This is a genomic window from Streptomyces sp. NRRL S-340 (assembly GCF_000720185.1).
Taxonomy (GTDB): Bacteria; Actinomycetota; Actinomycetes; order Streptomycetales; family Streptomycetaceae; genus Streptomyces.
On the sequence record NZ_JOIY01000026.1, the window covers coordinates 89,668 to 109,221 of the forward strand.

Sequence of the window (19,554 nt, forward strand, 5' to 3'; positions counted from 1 at the left end):
GGGCCAGTCGGTGGACGGTGCGGCGCCGGCCGCGGTGTCGCCGCGGGTTCGGGGCGGTGGCCTGCGAGGATCCGGCGCCATGAGTTCAGTAGTACAAAATGACAAAAATCGCCTCCCGTGTCGCGCGGGCCTCGCGGGCCGTCCTGGCGGACCGGGACGCAGGGCCGCCCTCCGCGCCTCACTCGCCGCCCTCGCCGTCGCCGCCCTCGTCTCCGGCTGCGACCGGCCGGGCACGCCGGTGGCCCCCGCCCCGGGCCAGCAGCGCCTCCAGGCGCCCCCCGCCCGCGCCCTCGACTCCTACGCCACCCGGCTCAAGGTCTCCGCCGCGGCCCGTACCGCCGCCGCCAGGCGCTGGGGCCTGAGCCAGGCCCCGCTCCTGCCTCCGCCGCCACCCGCCGTCAAGCCGAGGATCCACGCCCGCCCCGGCTTCGAGGTGGACCACCAGGAGGAGTGGGACCTGCCTCCGGTCTTCACCACCGTCCCCACCAAGGACAAGATCCTCTTCCTCACCATCGACGACGGCGCCGAGAAGGACCCCGCCTTCCTGCGCATGATGAACGACCTGAAGGTGCCCTACACGGCCTTCCTCAGCGACTACCTCGTCAAGGACGACTACGGCTACTTCCGCAAGGCCCAGTCCCTCGGCAACACCCTGAACAACCACACGCTGCACCACCCGTACCTGCCGGGCCTGTCCTACGACGAGCAGCGGCACGAGATCTGCGACATGCAGGACATCATGCTCAAGCAGTTCGGCAAGCGTCCGCAGCTCCTGCGCCCGCCCTACGGCAACTACAACCAGGACACCCTGCGCGCCGCCAAGTCCTGCGGCATCAAGTACGCGCCGATCTGGAACGAGGAGGTCTACGTCGACCACTGGGAGTTCCGCGAGGACGACAAGCGGCTGCGCCCCGGCGACATCGTGCTCACCCACTTCCGCGGCCGCGGCGAGTGGGACGGCACCATGGCCGACGACATGCGCCGCTTCCTGAACTACGCGACCGCCAAGGGGTACGCGGTGGCCCGGCTGGAGGACTACCTGTGAGACCGCGGCCGTGGCCGCGGCGCACGGCCGCGGCACTGCTCGCGGCCGTGCTGCTGCTCCTGGCCGGCTGCGCCTCGTCCGTCGACCCGATCGAACGGCTGGGCCGCAAGGCCGCCCAGCGGGTACGGCCGACCGGCCCGGCCGCGCCCCCGCAGCCGTACCGCCGCTGGGGCCTGACGGCCCCGCTGCCCGCGGCCCCGCGGCCGCCCTCCCGCCCCGTCTCGCGCGCGGCGGCAGCCGCCGGCCGGGCCTTCGCGCCGCCCCCGGTGGTCGACCACGTCGACACGCCCGACCGGGTCGTCTTCCTCACCTACGACGACGGCGCCGAACGCGATCCGCGGTTCGTCGACATGGTCCGTGAACTGCGGCTGCCGGTCAGCATGTTCCTCACGGACAGCGTCATCGGGCCGGAGTACGGGCACTTCGCGCGCCTGCTGTCGGTCGGCGCGGCCCTGGAGAACCACACCCTGGAACACCCGGCCCTGCGCGGCCTGCCCTACGCCGGCCAGCGCGCCGAGATCTGCGGCCAGCGCGACAAGCTGCACGCCCGCTTCGGCGTCCGCCCCCGCCTCTTCCGGCCGCCCTACGGCGTCTACGACACCACGACCCTGCGCGCCGCCGCCGACTGCCAGGTCTCCGCCGTGGTGCTGTGGCGCGCCTCGATGACGGAGACCCGCCTGCGTTTCACCCGCGGCCGCCCCGCGCTGCGCCCCGGCGACATCCTCCTGGTCACCTCGGACGACGACGACCTGGACGGCCCGACGCTGCGCGAACGCACCACACGCCTGCTGCGCGACATCGAGGCGGAGGGGCTGACGGTCGGAAGGCTGCAGGACTACCTGTGACGGATCGGCCCGTCCGGCCCTTGCGGACGAAGCCGTCCGGACCGGCGGCGGGGGACCGGGGGCGGCGGCTCCCGGACCGCCCACCGCAGCGGACGGCACCTGCGCGAGCGCCCCTGAAGAGCCCGTCCTCCTCCGACGCGCCGCACGGCAATTGGCACTCCGCTTGACCGAGTGCTAATCGCGGTCATAGTCTCGGCTCTGGCACTCCCCACCGGAGAGTGCCAACAACGCGACGGGCAGGTCCGGCACCCGCGACGACGGATCGACCTGGTCGCCACCTCAGACAGTTAACCCCGTGAGATCTCCGAAGGGGGAGGTCGGATCGTGACGACCGCCAGCTCCAAGGTTGCCATCAAGCCGCTCGAGGACCGCATCGTGGTCCAGCCGCTGGACGCCGAGCAGACCACGGCCTCTGGCCTGGTCATTCCGGACACCGCCAAGGAGAAGCCCCAGGAGGGCGTCGTCCTGGCCGTGGGCCCGGGCCGTTTCGAGGACGGCAACCGTCTTCCGCTCGACGTCAAGGTCGGCGACGTCGTGCTCTACAGCAAGTACGGCGGCACCGAGGTGAAGTACAACAACGAGGAGTACCTCGTCCTCTCGGCTCGCGACGTGCTCGCGATCATCGAGAAGTAAGTCACCTCAGCATTCCTGCTGTGAGCTGCGCCCCTGGCCCCCGCGACCGTTAAGAAGCCGGGCGTCCGGGGCGCAGTTTCTTTTTCACCCAAGATTTCCGAGAGGGCTCCCGCTGCCATGGCGAAGATCCTGAAGTTCGACGAGGACGCCCGTCGCGCCCTCGAGCGCGGCGTCAACAAGCTCGCCGACACGGTCAAGGTGACGATCGGCCCCAAGGGCCGCAACGTCGTCATCGACAAGAAGTTCGGCGCCCCGACCATCACCAACGACGGCGTCACCATCGCCCGTGAGGTGGAGATCGAGGACCCGTACGAGAACCTCGGCGCCCAGCTGGTGAAGGAGGTGGCGACCAAGACCAACGACATCGCGGGTGACGGCACCACCACCGCCACCGTGCTCGCCCAGGCGCTGGTGCGCGAGGGCCTGAAGAACGTCGCCGCGGGTGCCTCCCCGGCGCTGCTGAAGAAGGGCATCGACGCCGCGGTCAAGGCCGTCTCCGACGACCTGCTCGCCTCGGCCCGCCCGATCGACGAGAAGTCCGACATCGCCGCCGTGGCCGCGCTGTCCGCCCAGGACCAGCAGGTCGGCGAGCTGATCGCCGAGGCGATGGACAAGGTCGGCAAGGACGGCGTCATCACCGTCGAGGAGTCCAACACCTTCGGTCTGGAGCTGGACTTCACCGAGGGCATGGCCTTCGACAAGGGCTACCTCTCGCCGTACTTCGTCACCGACCAGGAGCGTATGGAGGCCGTCCTCGACGACCCGTACATCCTGATCAACCAGGGCAAGATCTCCTCGATCGCGGACCTGCTCCCGCTGCTCGAGAAGATCATCCAGGCGAACGCCTCCAAGCCGCTGCTGATCATCGCCGAGGACGTCGAGGGCGAGGCGCTCTCCACCCTCGTCGTCAACAAGATCCGCGGCACCTTCAACGCCACCGCGGTGAAGGCCCCCGGCTTCGGCGACCGCCGCAAGGCGATGCTCCAGGACATGGCCGTCCTCACCGGCGCCACCGTCATCTCCGAGGAGGTCGGCCTCAAGCTCGACCAGGTCGGTCTCGACGTGCTCGGCTCCGCCCGCCGCGTCACCGTCACCAAGGACGACACCACGATCGTCGACGGTGCCGGCAACAAGGCGGACGTCGAGGGCCGCGTCGCCCAGATCAAGGCCGAGATCGAGTCCACCGACTCCGACTGGGACCGCGAGAAGCTCCAGGAGCGCCTCGCGAAGCTGGCCGGCGGCGTGTGCGTGATCAAGGTCGGCGCCGCCACCGAGGTGGAGCTGAAGGAGAAGAAGCACCGTCTGGAGGACGCCATCTCCGCGACCCGCGCCGCGGTCGAGGAGGGCATCGTCTCCGGTGGTGGCTCCGCGCTGGTCCACGCCGTGAAGGTGCTCGAGGGCAACCTCGACAAGACCGGCGACGAGGCCACCGGTGTCTCGGTCGTCCGCCGCGCCGCCGTCGAGCCGCTGCGCTGGATCGCGGAGAACGCCGGCCTGGAGGGCTACGTCATCGTCTCCAAGGTCGCCGAGCTGGAGAAGGGCAGCGGCTACAACGCCGCCACCGGCGAGTACGGCGACCTGGTCAAGGCCGGCGTCATCGACCCGGTCAAGGTCACCCGCTCCGCCCTGGAGAACGCGGCCTCCATCGCCTCCCTCCTCCTGACGACCGAGACCCTGGTCGTCGAGAAGAAGGAAGAGGAAGAGCCGGCCGCCGCGGGCCACAGCCACGGCCACGCCCACTGAGGCAGCGCTCTGATCCGAGCCGCTCAGCGACTCGGGCGGGCCACCGGTGCCCGGCACCCCTTCGGGGGGTGCCGGGCACCGCGCGTTCGGCCGGCAGGCGGGCGGGATGGTGCGGCGGCTCTCGCGCCGGCCGGGGAGGCGCACCGTGTGACAGCCCGGCGCGCCGGCCCCACGCGTCCGTCGGGCGGAAGGCGAGTCCGCCGGCGAGCCCGGCACCGCGCGGTGCGGAGGCGGAGCGCAAACAGAACACCGTCTGCGTGGAACCGGAAGCGCGGCCCGTGGGACCTGCCGGGGAAAGTGGTCAAGCGCCGAAGATCCCGCCCCGTCCCCTCCAGTGACCAGGTACGACGCTCCCACGACGCTGCTCCGCGGGGGCGGCAGACGAGCATGCCGGGCCCCTGCCGGCCCCTGCCCGAAGCCGTCCGCCGCCTGACGCTCGCCCGCTGCCAGGCGGGGCCGGTGTGCGGGACGGCGGCGCGACGCTCAGGTGAAAGGGGAGGGGCGGTCGGCCGCCGACCGCCCCTCCCCGTCTGCTCGTCCCTCGGGACCGGCGTGGCCGCGACCGCGGGCGGCCCAGGACCGGCGACCGGCTCAGGATCGGCGACCGGCCCCGGGGGCTCACCGCGGCCCGTACTTGCGGCCCGTCTTCGAGGTGACCCCGCCCAGCAGGCCCCGCGGTGTCACCTTGACCAGGCCCATCAGCGCCTTGTAGCGGGGGTCCGGGATCGAGACCGTGCGGCCGCGGGCCAGGTCCGCGAGGGCCGCCGCGACCAGCTTGTCCGCGTCCAGCCACATCCAGCCGGGGATGTTGTCCGTGCCCATCCCGGCCCGCTGGTGGAACTCGGTGCGCACGAAGCCGGGGCACAGCGCCATCAGGCGTACGCCGCTGCCCGCCAGGTCCCGCGCCGCACCCTGGGTGAACTGCACGACCCACGCCTTCGAGGCCCCGTAGGTGCCGCGCGGCACGAACGCCGCGACCGACGCCACGTTCACCACGCCGCCCCGGCCGCGCTCACGCATCGCCGCGGTCGCCGCCGACGTCAGCCGCAGCACCGCCTCGACGTGCACCTTGAGCATCCTCAGCTCGTCGGCCATCTCCACGTCGAGGTAACGGCCCTTGTTGCCGAAGCCCGCGTTGTTGACCAGCAGGTCGACGGGGTTCTTCCGGTCGCCCAGCCGGGCGGCGGCCTTCTCGATGCCCTCGTCCGTCGCCAGGTCGGCCGTCAGCACCTCGGCCTCGATGCCGTGCCGGTCGTGCAGCTCGGTCGCCTGCTCCGTCAGCCGCCCGGTGTCACGCGCCACCAGGACGAGGTTGTGGCCGTCCGCCGCCAGGCGCCGCGCGAACGCGGCGCCGATGCCCGCGGTCGATCCCGTAATCAGAGCCGTTGTCATGGCGAAAGGTTAGTGGTCCCGCCCCCTCGTCCCCGATCTCTGCACAGGGCCTGCCGATCAGTGACGGACCGGTGTGACCGGCCGGCCCGGCCGTGCCCGACGACCCGTCAGCCCGCCGCCTCCCCGGCGCCGTACCGAGCCGCGTACCTGCGGGCCGCGGCCAGCGACTCCGGATGCAGCGCCGGACCGGCCGCCAGCAGGCGCGGCAGCAGGGAGCGCTCCGTGGTGGCGGCCCGGAACTGGAGGGCCACCGTCACGTCGTGGTCCGGGCGGTGCACGATCTCCACCGGGTCCCCGCGGCGGATCTCACCCGGCTCGATCACCCGCAGGTACGCACCCGGCGCACCCTTCCGCGTGAATCTCCTGACCCACCCTCGCTCGCCCAGATGGCCCTGGAAGGTCCGGCACGGGATCCGTCCGCAGGTGACCTCCAGCACCACCGGGGGACCCTCCGGCGAGCCGAGGCGCCAGCGCTCCCCGATGCGCGCACCGGATATGTCGATGCCCGTGGTGGTGAGGTTCTCGCCGAACGAGCCGTTGGGCAGCGCCCGGCCCAGCTCGCGCTCCCAGTCGTCCAGGTCCTCGCGCGCCACGGCGTAGACCGCCTGGTCGTCACCGCCGTGGTGCCGCGTGTCGCACACCGCGTCCCCGGCCAGCCCGCTCGCGCCGACGCCCTTGGGGCCGGGCGCCGCGACCCGCACCGGGTGGTCCACCGGCTGCTTGGCGATGCCGGTGAGGCCCTCCGGCTGATCGGTGTACGGCACGGCCACGGCACGGCCCAGGTTGACCGAGAGAAGCTTCATGCCGGAACGGTAGAGGACTTGAAGTCAAAGTGTCGACGCGTTTTCCGGTGCTTCGCCCAAGCTTGCCTTATGCTCGAAGGGTGATCGAGGCCCGTCATCTGCGCGTCCTGCGCGCCGTCGCCGCCACCGGCTCCTTCTCCGCGGCGGCCCGCGAGCTGGGCTGCACCCAGCCCGCCGTCAGCCAGCAGATGAAGGCCCTGGAGGGGTCGGCCGGCACCCCGCTGCTCGTGCGCACCGGCCGCGAGATGCGGCTGACCGAGGCCGGCGAGGCCCTGGTGCGGCACGCGGGCGGCATCCTCGCCGGACTCACCGCCGCCGAGGAGGAGGTCGCCGCCATCGCCGGTCTGCGCGCCGGCCGCGTCCGCCTGGTCTCCTTCCCCAGCGGCAGCTCCACCCTCGTCCCCACGGCCCTCGCCGCCCTGCGCGCGGCGCACCCCGGCACCCGCGTCTCCCTGGAGGAGGCGGAACCGCCCCGCTCCGTGGAACTGCTGCGCGCCGGCGACTGCGACGTGGCCCTCGCCTTCCGCTACGAGGGCGCCGCGGGCGCCGAGGAATGGGCGGACCTGGTGGTGCGCCCGCTGCTCACCGACCGGCTCGTCGGACTCGTACCCGAAGGACACCCGCTGGCCCGGGCCGAGTCCGTCGCCATCGCGGAACTCGCCGACGAGCCGTGGATCGCGGGCTGCCCCCGCTGCCGGGGCCAGCTCGTGGAGGTGTGCGCGAGCGCCGGGTTCACGCCCCGCATCGACTTCGCCACGGACGACTACCCGGCGGTGGCCGGTCTGGTGGGCGCGGGTCTGGGCGTGGCCGTCCTGCCCCAGCTCGCCATCGAGTCCGTACGGCCCCGGGGCGCCAGCACCGTGGCACTGGAGCCCGCGGTGCGCCGCGAGATCGTCGCGCTCACCCTGCCCGACCTGGCCCAGGTGCCGGCCGTGGCGGCGACCCTCGACGAACTGGTGCGCGCCGGGTCCAGGTGAGCGCGGCGCACCGGCCGTGTACCGAAGCGAAGGGCACGCGCGTGCGTGCCCTGATCGCCGTAGTACGTCCGTATGGGTAAGAAGAAACGTTCCTTCAGGTATGTGAAGCGGTGTCACCGCTTGATGACGAAGCCGTCACCAGTCGGTTCCGTGCCCGCCCCATGAGCTCCTCGCGCTCGTCCTCGGTGAGGCCGCCCCACACTCCGTACGGCTCGCGCACCGCCAGGGCGTGTGCCGCGCACTCCGCACGGACCGGGCACCTCATGCAGACCTCCTTGGCCGAGTTCTCTCGAGCGCTCCGAGCCGCCCCGCGCTCGCCCTCGGGATGGAAGAAGAGCGAGCTGTCCACTCCGCGGCAGGCAGCCAGCAGCTGCCAGTCCCACAGGTCCGCATTCGGTCCGGGAAGGCGGGAGAAATCTGCCATTGCGTGACCCCTTGTAGCCGTTCGGTGGCGGATACGGTGCCAACGACCGTACATCTCCGATCTAAGGAGATGAAAATATGACTCATTGCGAATCTAGCCCCAGACACCTAGAAACGGGAAGAAAAGGGGCCGAATGGGGCATAGCTTGTGATGAAAAGTTGAGGGTATGACGTCTGTGTCTGCACTGTGTCCGCTCCCTCACGTAGAGTGCCGAAAACGGCGTGCGGCCCCGTAACTCTTTCGAGTGACCGTCGTTGAGAGTGCGGAGGCGGTTGAAAACACAGGTGCTCGGGCAGGCGTCCGAGACGGTCGACCGCACAGGTGACGATTTCGTACCAGCCTGGAGGCTCAAGGTGACGCGCATCAGCTGCGGAGGGCGGCCATGACATCCGTCCTCGTCTGCGACGACTCCCCGCTTGCCCGAGAGGCGCTCCGCCGCGCGGTCGCGACCGTGCCCGGCGTCGAGCGTGTGACGACGGCGGCCAACGGCGAGGAAGTCCTCCGCCGCTGGGGTGCCGACCGCTCGGACCTCATCCTCATGGACGTGCGCATGCCCGGACTGGGCGGTGTCGAGACGGTCCGGCGGCTGCTGTCCGCCGACCCCGGTGCGCGCATCATCATGCTCACGGTCGCCGAGGACCTCGACGGTGTCGCACTCGCCGTGGCCGCCGGCGCCCGCGGCTATCTGCACAAGGACGCCTCCCGCGCGGAGTTGCGCGCCACGGTGACCCAGGCCCTCGCCGACCCGACCTGGCGGCTCGCCCCGCGCCGGCTGCGCTCGGCCGAGATGGGCGCCGCGCCCACGCTCACCGCGCGTGAGATCCAGGTCCTCGAAGGCATGAGCCACGGCCGCTCCAACGCGGAGATCGGCCGTGAGCTGTTCCTCTCCGAGGACACCGTCAAGACACACGCCCGGCGCCTGTTCAAGAAGCTCGGCGCCTCTGACCGCGCGCACGCGGTGGCCCTCGGTTTCCGGTGGGGCCTGGTCCGCTAGGACCGGTCCGGCGGATCAGGGCACAAAGAGCGCACGGCGCCTGACCGGGCCAGGTCAGCGGGCTGGTGCGGACAGCGGCAAGGCGGCAAAGGACGCCCGCGCGAGGGGGAGTCCTCCCGCGCGAGCGGATGCCGGGCGTCGGGGAACCGGCGAGTGACGACAGCGCCGCGGACGGACGGGCCCCGTGTCCGCGGCATGAGCCGCCGGACCGCACCTCAGCCTCGCCGACGGGACCCCGGGTCCGCGCGGCGCGTCCCCAGGGCGAGTCGCCGTGCAGCCGCGCCGGCCGCACGGACGCCTGTGCCGGTCGCGCGTACCACTGTGCCGGGCCGCGCACGCACGGCTACGCCGGTCGCGCCTGCAGCTGTGCCGCGGTCGCGCTGCGGACACGGGCCGCGGCCGCAACCGCACCGCGGCGGCCCGCCCGGACGGGGCGCCCTCCCGGGCGCGCGCCGGCCGGCCGGGAACGGGGAGACGGGGCCCGCGAAGGGCCCTCGAGCGGGTGCCGGCGGTGTCGCCCGTCGCGCCCCGGGTACCACTGACCGTGCGGCCCGCCGGGCGGCCGGTGCTCGTTTCGCCGCGGATGCCGCATCCTTGGAGGTGTGGAGTTCCTCGGGGACGAGTCGGTCGAGCGGAATGGGAGGGTGCAGGGGATGGGTTCCGGCGCACCCGCTCATAACGCTTCGGTGCACAACCGCGAAGGCGGTGCCGCGGAGCAGACGACGCCAAGGCACGATGGACCGATGCGCGACGACGAGGCGGCAGTTGCCCCAGGGGCGATCGGTGCGCTGGTGCACCGGGCCGTCGACGGCGACGAGCAGGCCACGCACGACCTGCTCGCCCGCGTCCACCCCCTGGCGCTGCGCTACTGCCGCACCCGTCTGTCGCGGCTCCCGGGCGACGCGCGCCACTTCGTCGAGGACCTGGCCCAGGAGGTCTGCGTCGCCGTCCTGCTCGCCCTGCCGCGCTACCGCGACACCGGCCGCCCCTTCGAGGCGTTCGTCTTCGCCATCGCCTCCCACAAGGTGGCCGACCTCCAGCGCGCGGCGATGCGCCACCCCGGTTCGACGGCCGTGCCGTCCGACGAGATGCCCGAGCGCCCCGACGACTCCCTCGGCCCGGAGGAGCGCGCCCTGCTCAGCAGCGACGCCGAGTGGGCGAAGAAACTCCTCGCCAACCTCCCGGAGAACCAGCGCGAGCTGTTGCTCCTGCGCATCGCGGTCGGCTTGACCGCCGAGGAGACCGGGCAGATGTTGGGAATGTCACCGGGGGCCGTCCGGGTGGCCCAGCACCGGGCGCTGAGCAGGCTGCGGGCGCTCGCCGAGCAGTAGCCGGGCGTCCGTTGGACCGGCCGCGCGCCGGTGTCGTAGGAAGATACGAAGCCCGGGGCGGTCCTTCGTCGTGGAATGAGACGCCTCCGCTTCCCGTTAGCATGGACATCCGCACCGATCAAGGCCATTTGGGGAAGGTGTCATGACTGCAAACGTCGACGGAGTGCCCGAGAAATTCGCGACACTCGGGCTGACCTACGACGACGTGCTGCTGCTGCCGGGCGCATCCGAGGTGCTCCCGGGCGCGGTCGACACCTCGTCCCGCATCTCCCGCAACGTCCGGGTGAACATCCCGCTGCTGTCGGCGGCGATGGACAAGGTGACCGAGTCCCGCATGGCGATCGCGATGGCCCGGCTGGGCGGCGTCGGCGTGCTGCACCGCAACCTCTCCATCGAGGACCAGGCCAACCAGGTCGACCTGGTGAAGCGGTCGGAGTCCGGCATGGTCACCGACCCGATCACGGTGCACCCGGAGGCCACGCTCGCCGAGGCGGACGCCCTGTGCGCGAAGTTCCGCATCAGCGGTGTCCCGGTCACCGACCCGGCCGGCAAGCTGCTCGGCATCGTGACCAACCGCGACATGGCCTTCGAGAGCGACCGCGGCCGCCGCGTGCACGAGGTCATGACCCCGATGCCGCTGGTCACCGGCAAGGTGGGCATCTCCGGCCCCGAGGCCATGGAGCTGCTGCGCAAGCACAAGATCGAGAAGCTGCCGCTGGTGGACGACGAGGGCGTCCTCAAGGGCCTGATCACGGTCAAGGACTTCGTCAAGGCCGAGAAGTACCCCAACGCCGCGAAGGACGCCGAGGGCCGGCTGCTCGTCGGCGCCGCCGTCGGCGCCAGCCCGGAGGCGCTGGAGCGCGCCCAGGCGCTCACCGAGGCCGGTGTCGACTTCCTCGTCGTGGACACCTCGCACGGCCACAACAGCAACGCCCTGAGCTGGATGTCGAAGATCAAGTCGAGCGTGAGCGTCGACGTGATCGGCGGCAACGTCGCCACCCGCGACGGCGCCCAGGCGCTGATCGACGCCGGTGTGGACGGCATCAAGGTGGGTGTGGGCCCGGGCTCCATCTGCACCACCCGCGTCGTCGCCGGCATCGGCGTTCCCCAGGTCACCGCCATCTACGAGGCGTCCCTCGCGGCCCGTGCCGCCGGTGTCCCGCTGATCGGCGACGGCGGCCTGCAGTACTCCGGTGACATCGGCAAGGCGCTGGCCGCCGGCGCCGACACGGTGATGCTGGGCAGCCTCCTCGCCGGCTGCGAGGAGTCCCCGGGCGAACTGCTCTTCATCAACGGCAAGCAGTTCAAGTCGTACCGGGGCATGGGCTCGCTGGGCGCCATGCAGTCCCGCGGTCAGGGCAGGTCGTACTCGAAGGACCGCTACTTCCAGGCCGACGTGACCGCCGACGAGAAGCTCGTGCCCGAGGGCATCGAGGGCCAGGTCCCCTACCGCGGACCGCTCGCCAACGTCCTGCACCAGCTCGTCGGCGGCCTGCGCCAGACCATGGGCTACGTCGGCGCCGCCACCATCGAGGAGATGGAGTCCAAGGGCCGGTTCGTCCGGATCACCTCGGCGGGTCTCAAGGAGTCCCACCCGCACGACATCCAGATGACCGTCGAGGCGCCGAACTACAGCAGCAAGAAGTGAACCGGAAGTCCTCCCCGCGCGCGTAGAGCCGCGCGCGGGGAGCACCGCCGGCGACGTGGAAGGGCGGCCCCGGGCGCACCGGGGCCGCCCTTGTCATGGGTGTCGGCGATACTGGAAGACGCTGCAACGCATCAGGGAAAGGCCACAGACGTGACTGAGATCGAGATCGGGCGCGGCAAGCGCGGCCGCCGGGCGTACGCCTTCGACGACATCGCCGTCGTCCCCAGCCGCCGTACGCGGGACCCGAAGGAGGTCTCGATCGCCTGGCAGATCGACGCCTACCGGTTCGAGCTGCCCTTCCTGGCCGCCCCCATGGACTCCGTCGTCTCCCCGGCCACCGCGATCCGCATCGGTGAGCTGGGCGGCCTCGGCGTGCTCAACCTCGAAGGCCTGTGGACCCGCCACGAGGACCCGCAGCCCCTGCTGGACGAGATCACCGAGCTGCCCGCCGAGGCCGCGACCCGCCGCCTCCAGGAGATCTACGCCGCTCCCGTCAAGGAGGAGCTGATCGGCGCGCGCATCAAGGAGGTGCGCGACTCCGGTGTGGTCACCGCCGCCGCGCTCTCCCCGCAGCGCACCGCCCAGTTCTCCAAGGCCGTCGTCGACGCGGGCGTGGACATCTTCGTCATCCGCGGCACCACGGTCTCCGCCGAGCACGTCTCCTCCTCGCACGAGCCGCTGAACCTGAAGCAGTTCATCTACGAGCTGGACGTCCCGGTGATCGTCGGCGGCTGCGCCACCTACACCGCCGCCCTGCACCTGATGCGCACGGGCGCGGCCGGCGTGCTGGTCGGCTTCGGCGGCGGCGCCGCGCACACCACGCGCAACGTGCTGGGCATCCAGGTCCCCATGGCCACCGCGGTCGCGGACGTGGCCGCCGCCCGCCGCGACTACATGGACGAGTCCGGCGGCCGGTACGTGCACGTGATCGCGGACGGCGGCGTCGGCTGGTCCGGCGACCTGCCCAAGGCGATCGCCTGCGGCGCGGACGCCGTGATGATGGGCTCCCCGCTCGCCCGTGCGACCGACGCGCCCGGCAAGGGGCACCACTGGGGCATGGAGGCCGTCAACGTGGAGCTGCCGCGCGGCCAGAAGGTCGACCTCGGCACCGTCGGCACCATCGAGGAGGTCCTCACCGGTCCCTCGCACACCCCGGACGGCTCGATGAACTTCTTCGGCGCGCTGCGCCGTGCCATGGCCACGACGGGCTACAGCGAGCTGAAGGAGTTCCAGCGCGTCGAGGTCACGGTGGCGGACGCGCAGCACAAGCGGTAAGTCTCGCCGGGCTTCCACGCCAGGGAAGGGGCCCGGCCACTCGCTCAGGCGAGTGGCCGGGCCCCTTGGCGTTCGAGCGGTGGGGGCGCGTTCGGTGAGGTGGGGGCGCATGGTTGCGTTCGGGGCGAATGCGCCGGGGACGGGCGTGTCGGGCCGGTGACGTCCGTGATCGGCGACCCGGTCGTCCGGGACGCCCCCTTCCAAGGACACGATCCGGACCCCGCCCTCGGGGCCCGGCCCGATCTCCGACGCGCCGTTCACCGGGCCGCTGGGTGGCATCGTGGAAGGGGGCGCACCCATGGGCCGTCACCGCGAGCCCACCCGCCGGGACCACATCCGGCTTCGGCTGGTGAAGTGCCGGAGGAGGTGGATCTCGCGGATTCACGGATGGTGAGCGGCCGCCCCGCACAAGCTGGGGGCGGACACTCCGTGATCCGTCTGGGGCCTGCCGCAGTGGCCCCTGCGGTGGGTTCCGTCTCATACGGCAGCGGCGGGACTCGTCCGCTTTCACCGCTTTCACCGCTTCCGGCCGCCGGGCCCCCGCGCGCCCCCTTTCACAACCGGTGCGCCGCCCCCAGCGGGGCCGCGCCGCGGGTGTCCAGGAGCAGTTGGGCCTTCACCGACAGGCCTTGCAGGTCGTACGTCCGGTGGTGCTGGAGCAGGATCGTCAGGTCGGCGTCGGCCACCGCTTCGTAGAGGGCGTCCGCGCGCGGGACGGGGCGGTCCTGGACGCTCCAGGCGTGCACGTACGGGTCGTGGTAGCTGACGCAGGCGCCCAGGCCCGTCAGGCGGTCGGCGATCTCCTCGGCGGGGGTGCCCTGGAGGTCGGCGAGGTCGGGCTTGTAGGTGACGCCCAGGAGGAGGACGCGGGCGCCGCGCGCCGACTTGCCGTGCTCGTTGAGCAGGGCGGCGGCGCGCTGGACGACGTAGCGGGGCATGCGGCTGTTGACCTGCTGGGCGAGTTCCACCATGCGCAGGCCGCGGCCGGCCGTGCCGGACATGTCCTGGGGCAGGCCGGGGCCGCCCACGCCGGGGCCGGGCCGGAAGGCCTGGAAGCCGAACGGCTTGGTCTCGGCGCAGCGCACCACGTCCCACAGGTCGACGCCGAGGTCGTGGCAGAGCACGGCCATCTCGTTGACGAGGGCGATGTTGACGTGCCGGTAGTTGGTCTCCAGGAGGTGGACCGTCTCCGCCTCGCGCAGTCCGCGCGCGCGGACCACCTTGTCGGTGAGGCGGCCGTAGAAGGCGGCGGCGGACTCGGTGCAGGCCGGGGTGAGGCCGCCGATCACCTTCGGCGTGTTGGCCGGGGTGATGTCGCGGTTGCCGGGGTCGACGCGGCTGGGGGAGTAGGCGAGGTGGAAGTCGCGGCCGGCGAGGAGGCCGGAGCCCTCCTCCAGGAGCGGGCGCAGGAAGGCGTCCGTGGTCCCGGGGTGGACGGGTGACTCCAGGATCACCGTGGTGTGCGGGCGCAGGTGTCCGGCGAGGGCGCGGGCGGCGGTCTCCACCTGCCCCAGGTCGAACCCGCCGTCGGCGCCGCGCGGGGTGGGCGCGCAGATCACGGCGGTGCGCACCCGGCCCAGCTCGGCGGGGTTGGTGGCCGGCCGGAAGCCCCCCGAGAGCATCCGGCGCAGTTCGGCGGCGCTGAGCGAGCCGGGTTCCTCCCCGATGCGGTACCCGAGCGTGGGGACACCGGCGGCGACGGCGGCCTGGGCCAGGGGCAGGCCGAGAGGACCGAGTCCGATGACGGCGAGATCTGCGGGCATGGCGTGGGCCGTCCTTCCCAATAACCGAGGTGGTGCGGGCACGCAAGTCCGGTGGACAGGACGAGCGAGAGCAATGTCAGACTAGGAGTAAATATGACCGTTTTGCGGGATTGACCAGCGTGTTTCTGGGTGAACCGGTGGGAGTTGTCCACAGGCTGGGGGCGACTGGTGGCTGAAGACGGGCAACCCGGTCAGAATTTGGGCAGGGGAGAACGCGAGGGGTACTGGAGACGGATGGGACGGGGCTTCGCCCGACGGGTGCGGCCGGCTCGACCGAGAGCGGGAGGCAGCGGTGAGGACAGCGACACTGGGGCCGGCGCAGCGCGCCGAGTCACTGGCGGCAATGGCCGAGCGTGAGCTGGACATTCTGGTCGTGGGTGGCGGCGTGGTGGGTGCGGGCACGGCCCTGGACGCGGTGACGCGCGGCCTGTCCACCGGCATCGTCGAGGCACGCGACTGGGCGTCCGGCACCTCCAGCCGGTCCAGCAAACTGATTCACGGCGGTCTGCGCTACCTGGAGATGCTCGACTTCGCCCTGGTGCGCGAGGCGCTGAAGGAACGCGGCCTGCTGCTGGAGCGGCTGGCTCCGCACCTGGTCAAGCCGGTGCCGTTCCTGTACCCGCTCCAGCACACCGGCTGGGAGCGGCTGTACGCGGGCTCGGGCGTCGCGCTCTACGACGGCATGTCGATGGCCCGCGGCCACGGCCGCGGACTGCCCCTGCACCGCCACCTGAGCCGCCGTCACGCCCTGCGCGTGGCCCCCTGCCTGAAGAAGGACGCCCTGGTCGGCGCCCTGCAGTACTACGACGCCCAGATGGACGACGCCCGCTTCGTGGCGACCCTGGTGCGCACCGCCGTGTCCTACGGCGCGCTGGCCGCCAACCGCGCGCGGGTCACCGGGTTCCTGCGCGAGGGCGAGCGCGTGGTCGGTGCGCGGGTGCAGGACGTCGAGGGCGGCGACGAGTACGAGGTCCGCGCCCAGCAGGTCGTCAATGCGACCGGGGTGTGGACGGACGACACGCAGGCGATGGTGGGCGAGCGCGGCCAGTTCCACGTCCGCGCATCCAAGGGCATCCACCTCGTCGTGCCCAAGGACCGCATCCACTCCTCCACCGGTTTGATCCTGCGCACCGAGAAGTCCGTCCTGTTCGTCATCCCCTGGGGGCGGCACTGGATCATCGGCACCACCGACACCGACTGGGACCTGGACAAGGCCCACCCGGCCGCCTCCAGCGCCGACATCGACTACCTCCTGGAGCACGTCAACTCGGTGCTCGCGGTGCCGCTGACCCGCGACGACGTGGAGGGCGTCTACGCGGGCCTGCGGCCCCTGCTGGCCGGCGAGTCCGACGCCACCAGCAAGCTCTCGCGCGAGCACACCGTGGCGCACCCGGTGCCGGGGCTCGTGGTCGTCGCGGGCGGCAAGTACACCACCTACCGGGTGATGGCCAAGGACGCCGTCGACGAGGCGGTGCACGGCCTGGACATGCGCGTCGCCGACTGCGTCACCGAGGAGACCCCGCTGTTCGGCGCGGAGGGCTACCAGGCGCTGTGGAACGCGCGGGCGCGCATCGCCGCCGAGACCGGGATCCACGTGGTGCGCGTCGAGCACCTGCTGAACCGGTACGGGACGGCGGCGCGGGAAGTCCTCGACCTCATCGCCGCGGACCCCTCCCTCGGCGCGCCGCTGAAGGCCGCGGACGACTACCTGCGCGCCGAGGTCGTCTACGCCGCCTCCCACGAGGGGGCCCGGCACCTGGACGACGTGCTGACCCGGCGCACCCGCATATCCATCGAGACCTTCGACCGGGGCACGCGCAGCGCGCGCGAGGCCGCCGAGCTGATGGCGCCGGTCCTGGGCTGGGACGAGGACCAGATCGCACGCGAGGTGGAGCACTACCAGAAGCGGGTCGAGGCGGAGCGGGAGTCGCAGCGCCAGCCCGACGACCTGACGGCCGACGCGGCACGGCTGGGGGCGCCGGACATCGTGCCGCTGTAGGCGGTGCCGCCGGGGACCGGGCCCGGAGGCCTCCGGGTGACTCCGCGGCCTGGCCGGGAGGGGGTTCGGGGTGATTCGAGAGCGGGTCTGGGAGGCGGTCGGGAGGCGGGGCCCGGAGCGGTGCGTACGCGGGCCCCGGATGCGGGTCCCGGGTGGTTCGGGTGCGGTTCGCGCGGTGGTGCGTACGCAGGTCCCGGGTGCGGGCCCCCGGTGGTTCGTACGCAGGTTGCGGGGCGGTTCGTGAGGCCGCCCGGGGAGGAGAGGGGAGGAAGCGGGAGAGAAGGGGGCGACGCAGAAGGGTTTCGTCACCGGCCGTCATCACACCGTGTCACACGCGCTGTTCAGCGGTGGGTCCGCCGCGCCCCGGGGTGTCCGCACAGGGCACCCTGGGCGTCGAGCACTTGTCGGGTGAGGGACAATGGAGCCTCTGTCAGGGCGGGTTGCATGAGGGGACGCATGTCGGAGGCGGAGCGGGCGGGGGCATCCCGTCAGGACACTCGTCAGGACAACAGCGAGCGTCTTCTCGCCGGGCGGTACCGGCTGGGAGACGTGCTCGGCCGCGGCGGCATGGGCACGGTGTGGCGGGCCGAGGACGAGACCCTGGGGCGGACGGTCGCCGTCAAGGAACTGCGGTTCCCGTCGAACATCGACGAGGAGGAGAAGCGGCGCCTGATCACGCGGACGCTGCGTGAGGCCAAGGCCATCGCGCGCATCCGCAACACCAGCGCGGTGACCGTCTTCGACGTGGTCGACGAGGACGACCGGCCGTGGATCGTCATGGAACTGGTCGAGGGCAAGTCCCTGGCCGAAGTGATCCGCGAGGACGGCCTGCTGGAGCCGCGGCGGGCCGCCGAGGTCGGGCTCGCCGTCCTCGACGTGCTGCGTTCCGCGCACCGTCAGGGCATCCTGCACCGCGACGTGAAGCCCTCCAACGTGCTCATCGCGGAGGACGGCCGGGTCGTGCTCACCGACTTCGGCATCGCCCAGGTCGAGGGCGACCCGTCCATCACCTCGACCGGCATGCTCGTCGGCGCGCCGTCCTACATCTCCCCGGAGCGGGCCCGCGGCCACAAGCCCGGCCCGGCGGCCGACCTGTGGTCGCTCGGCGGCCTGCTGTACGCGGCGGTGGAAGGCTCCCCGCCGTACGACAAGGGGTCGGCCATCGCCACGCTGACCGCGGTGATGACCGAGCCCCTGGAGGAACCCAAGAACGCGGGGCCGCTGCGGGACGTCATCTTCGGCCTGCTCAACAAGGACCCGGAGAAGCGTCTCGACGACGCGGGCGCCCGCGCGATGCTCAACGCCGTCATCAGGGCGCCCGAGCGCGGGGCGGCGGCGGAGCCGGAGCCCCCAGCGGATGCGACGAAGGTCGTACCGCTGCCCGTGCAGCCGGACCGGCGGTCGGGCAAGGGCGGTACGAAGAAGTCCGGGTCGGCGGCAGGCGCTGATTCCGGCTCCGCTTCCGGTTCCCGCTCCGGTTCCGGTTCCGGCGCGGGAGGCAAGCGGGGCGAGGAGGCGGCCGACCGGCTGCGCGGTGCGCTGCGGTCCGTGCGCAAGGCGGCCGGGACGGCGGCCTCGGGCGCCGCGTCCCGTACCAAGCAGACGGCGGACGGCCCCGGCACGGCGGCCTCGGGGGCGGCTGCCGTGGGCCGCGCGGCCGGCGGGGCGGGCACCGCGGGCGGTTCCGTCGCGGGCGGTGCCGGCGCAGCGGCGGCCGGGAACGCCACGGGCACGGCCGGCGGCGGCAAGGGAACCGGGAGCGGGGGCGCGGCCGGGGCCGGCCAGGGGACCGGTGCGGCGGCGGGCGGTACGCAGGCCGGGCGCGCCGGTGGCGGCTGGCCCGTGGTACCGCCGCCGGACCTGGACCTGCCCCCGCGTCCGGTGCCCAGGGCGCCGCTCACGGACGTGGTGCCCAGGCGGACCCTGGTGATCATCGCCGTGGTCGTGGTGCTCGCCGTGATCGCCACGGTGCTGACCATCGCCTTCAGCGGCAACGACGACAAGGACTCCAAGAGCGGCGGCGCCGGTACGTCGGCCGGGGCGACGGCCACCGGGAGCGCGGCGGCCGGGCAGGGCAAGGGCAACGCCCGGGGGACGGACGGCAAGCAGACCGGTTCGGCGACGGCCACGGACGGCTCGCGGACCGCGGGCCAGGGCACCGGCACACCGGGCGGCGACGCCTCCGGCACCTCGGACACCGGCTCCGGAGCGGACTCCGGCCACGGTTCCGGTGACGACGGCGCGGCCACCACGTACAAGGGGGACCAGGGCTTCTCCATCGGGCTGCCCAAGGGCTGGAAGTACACGACCACCGGGTCCTCGGGTGCTCGTTTCACCGGTCCGGACGGGCAGAAGCTGCTCGTCGCCTGGACGTCGACGCCGAAGGACGACCCCGTGGCCGACTGGCAGAGCCAGGAGGACTACATGCGGCGCTCCGACTACCACCGCGTCCGCATCGAGAAGGTGGGCTACCGGGGGTGGAACGCCGCGGACTGGGAGTTCACCTACACCGAGGACGGCACCAAGTACCGCACGGTGGACCGCGGTTTCGTCGTCGGCGACCACCTCGGCTACGCCCTCATGTACACGGCGAAGGCCGACAAGTGGGACAGCGACCTGCGCAGGAACACCTGGCGGACGCTGGCGAAGACGTTCGAACCCAAGTGAGATCCGGCTTCCCCT

General features: G+C 72.4%; 15 protein-coding genes. 11 read left to right on the plus strand and 4 right to left on the minus strand.

Features of this window, described 5'->3' with window-relative positions:
• Positions 1 to 79 precede the first annotated feature (79 nt).
• The 4 genes from IG64_RS21035 (at position 80) to groL (ending at position 4,266) form a co-directional block, all read left to right on the plus strand.
• On the plus strand, positions 80 to 1,045 hold the full coding sequence (locus tag IG64_RS21035; protein ID WP_037858513.1) for a polysaccharide deacetylase family protein: 966 nt from the start codon (positions 80 to 82) through the stop codon (positions 1,043 to 1,045).
• The gene (locus tag IG64_RS21040; protein WP_037858468.1) at positions 1,042 to 1,890 is read left to right on the plus strand and encodes a polysaccharide deacetylase family protein; all 849 of its coding nucleotides are present in this window, start codon (positions 1,042 to 1,044) and stop codon (positions 1,888 to 1,890) included. The genes IG64_RS21035 and IG64_RS21040 overlap by 4 nt, the downstream gene beginning before the upstream one ends.
• A gap of 324 nt (positions 1,891 to 2,214) precedes the next feature.
• The gene (gene groES / locus IG64_RS21045) at positions 2,215 to 2,523 is read left to right on the plus strand and encodes a co-chaperone GroES (RefSeq protein WP_009190181.1); all 309 of its coding nucleotides are present in this window, start codon (positions 2,215 to 2,217) and stop codon (positions 2,521 to 2,523) included.
• A gap of 117 nt (positions 2,524 to 2,640) precedes the next feature.
• Positions 2,641 to 4,266 carry a chaperonin GroEL gene (gene groL / locus IG64_RS21050; protein WP_037858470.1) on the plus strand — a complete coding sequence of 542 codons (1,626 nt, stop codon included), beginning with the start codon at positions 2,641 to 2,643 and terminating at the stop codon, positions 4,264 to 4,266.
• Between the two features lie 618 nt (positions 4,267 to 4,884).
• Here the strand turns inward: groL and IG64_RS21055 are convergent.
• Positions 4,885 to 5,658 (minus strand): SDR family NAD(P)-dependent oxidoreductase, encoded by a 774-nt coding sequence (locus IG64_RS21055; RefSeq protein WP_037858472.1) that lies wholly within the window; start codon positions 5,656 to 5,658, stop codon positions 4,885 to 4,887.
• Positions 5,659 to 5,765: 107 nt separating this feature from the next.
• On the minus strand, positions 5,766 to 6,461 hold the full coding sequence (locus IG64_RS21060) for an MOSC domain-containing protein (protein WP_037858474.1): 696 nt from the start codon (positions 6,459 to 6,461) through the stop codon (positions 5,766 to 5,768).
• A gap of 80 nt (positions 6,462 to 6,541) precedes the next feature.
• On the opposite strand from IG64_RS21060, the gene IG64_RS21065 reads away from it, so the two are divergent.
• Positions 6,542 to 7,438: a LysR family transcriptional regulator gene (locus tag IG64_RS21065; RefSeq protein WP_037858475.1), complete on the plus strand. Its 897-nt coding sequence runs from the start codon at positions 6,542 to 6,544 to the stop codon at positions 7,436 to 7,438.
• Between the two features lie 94 nt (positions 7,439 to 7,532).
• Here IG64_RS21065 and IG64_RS39070 read toward each other — a convergent pair whose 3' ends face one another.
• Positions 7,533 to 7,862, minus strand: coding sequence for a WhiB family transcriptional regulator (locus tag IG64_RS39070; RefSeq protein ID WP_037858476.1), 330 nt, complete (start codon positions 7,860 to 7,862; stop codon positions 7,533 to 7,535).
• A 382-nt stretch (positions 7,863 to 8,244) separates the two neighbouring features.
• On the opposite strand from IG64_RS39070, the gene IG64_RS21075 reads away from it, so the two are divergent.
• From IG64_RS21075 to IG64_RS21090, 4 genes are all read left to right on the plus strand, one after another.
• Positions 8,245 to 8,856 (plus strand): response regulator transcription factor, encoded by a 612-nt coding sequence (locus IG64_RS21075; RefSeq protein ID WP_003948568.1) that lies wholly within the window; start codon positions 8,245 to 8,247, stop codon positions 8,854 to 8,856.
• A 743-nt stretch (positions 8,857 to 9,599) separates the two neighbouring features.
• Positions 9,600 to 10,187, plus strand: coding sequence for a sigma-70 family RNA polymerase sigma factor (locus IG64_RS21080; protein ID WP_026252030.1), 588 nt, complete (start codon positions 9,600 to 9,602; stop codon positions 10,185 to 10,187).
• Positions 10,188 to 10,329: 142 nt separating this feature from the next.
• Complete coding sequence (gene guaB / locus IG64_RS21085; protein WP_037858477.1) at positions 10,330 to 11,835, plus strand: IMP dehydrogenase; 1,506 nt, start codon at positions 10,330 to 10,332, stop codon at positions 11,833 to 11,835.
• A 150-nt stretch (positions 11,836 to 11,985) separates the two neighbouring features.
• Positions 11,986 to 13,110, plus strand: coding sequence for a GuaB3 family IMP dehydrogenase-related protein (locus IG64_RS21090; RefSeq protein WP_037858479.1), 1,125 nt, complete (start codon positions 11,986 to 11,988; stop codon positions 13,108 to 13,110).
• Between the two features lie 554 nt (positions 13,111 to 13,664).
• Here the strand turns inward: IG64_RS21090 and IG64_RS21095 are convergent.
• Positions 13,665 to 14,873, minus strand: a complete 1,209-nt coding sequence (locus IG64_RS21095; RefSeq protein ID WP_037858480.1) for a nucleotide sugar dehydrogenase — start codon at positions 14,871 to 14,873, stop codon at positions 13,665 to 13,667.
• Positions 14,874 to 15,165: 292 nt separating this feature from the next.
• Here IG64_RS21095 and IG64_RS21100 point away from each other — a divergent pair, with 292 nt between their 5' ends.
• Both IG64_RS21100 and IG64_RS21105 read left to right on the plus strand, forming a co-directional pair.
• A complete protein-coding gene (locus IG64_RS21100; protein WP_037858481.1) occupies positions 15,166 to 16,872 on the plus strand; it encodes a glycerol-3-phosphate dehydrogenase/oxidase in 1,707 nt (568 codons plus the stop codon).
• A gap of 456 nt (positions 16,873 to 17,328) precedes the next feature.
• Positions 17,329 to 19,539, plus strand: coding sequence for a serine/threonine-protein kinase (locus IG64_RS21105; protein ID WP_037858484.1), 2,211 nt, complete (start codon positions 17,329 to 17,331; stop codon positions 19,537 to 19,539).
• The last annotated feature ends 15 nt before the right edge of the window (positions 19,540 to 19,554 follow it).

Excerpts from the sequence above, each read along its gene's own strand:
- IG64_RS21035 (WP_037858513.1), top strand. The coding sequence starts at position 80 with ATGAGTTCAGTAGTACAAAATGACAAAAATCGCCTCCCGTGTCGCGCG.
- groL (WP_037858470.1), top strand. The coding sequence starts at position 2,641 with ATGGCGAAGATCCTGAAGTTCGACGAGGACGCCCGTCGCGCCCTCGAG.
- IG64_RS21055 (WP_037858472.1), bottom strand. The coding sequence starts at position 5,658 with ATGACAACGGCTCTGATTACGGGATCGACCGCGGGCATCGGCGCCGCG.
- IG64_RS21060 (WP_037858474.1), bottom strand. The coding sequence starts at position 6,461 with ATGAAGCTTCTCTCGGTCAACCTGGGCCGTGCCGTGGCCGTGCCGTAC.
- IG64_RS39070 (WP_037858476.1), bottom strand. The coding sequence starts at position 7,862 with ATGGCAGATTTCTCCCGCCTTCCCGGACCGAATGCGGACCTGTGGGAC.
- IG64_RS21075 (WP_003948568.1), top strand. The coding sequence starts at position 8,245 with ATGACATCCGTCCTCGTCTGCGACGACTCCCCGCTTGCCCGAGAGGCG.
- IG64_RS21080 (WP_026252030.1), top strand. The coding sequence starts at position 9,600 with ATGCGCGACGACGAGGCGGCAGTTGCCCCAGGGGCGATCGGTGCGCTG.
- guaB (WP_037858477.1), top strand. The coding sequence starts at position 10,330 with ATGACTGCAAACGTCGACGGAGTGCCCGAGAAATTCGCGACACTCGGG.
- IG64_RS21095 (WP_037858480.1), bottom strand. The coding sequence starts at position 14,873 with ATGCCCGCAGATCTCGCCGTCATCGGACTCGGTCCTCTCGGCCTGCCC.
- IG64_RS21105 (WP_037858484.1), top strand. The coding sequence starts at position 17,329 with ATGTCGGAGGCGGAGCGGGCGGGGGCATCCCGTCAGGACACTCGTCAG.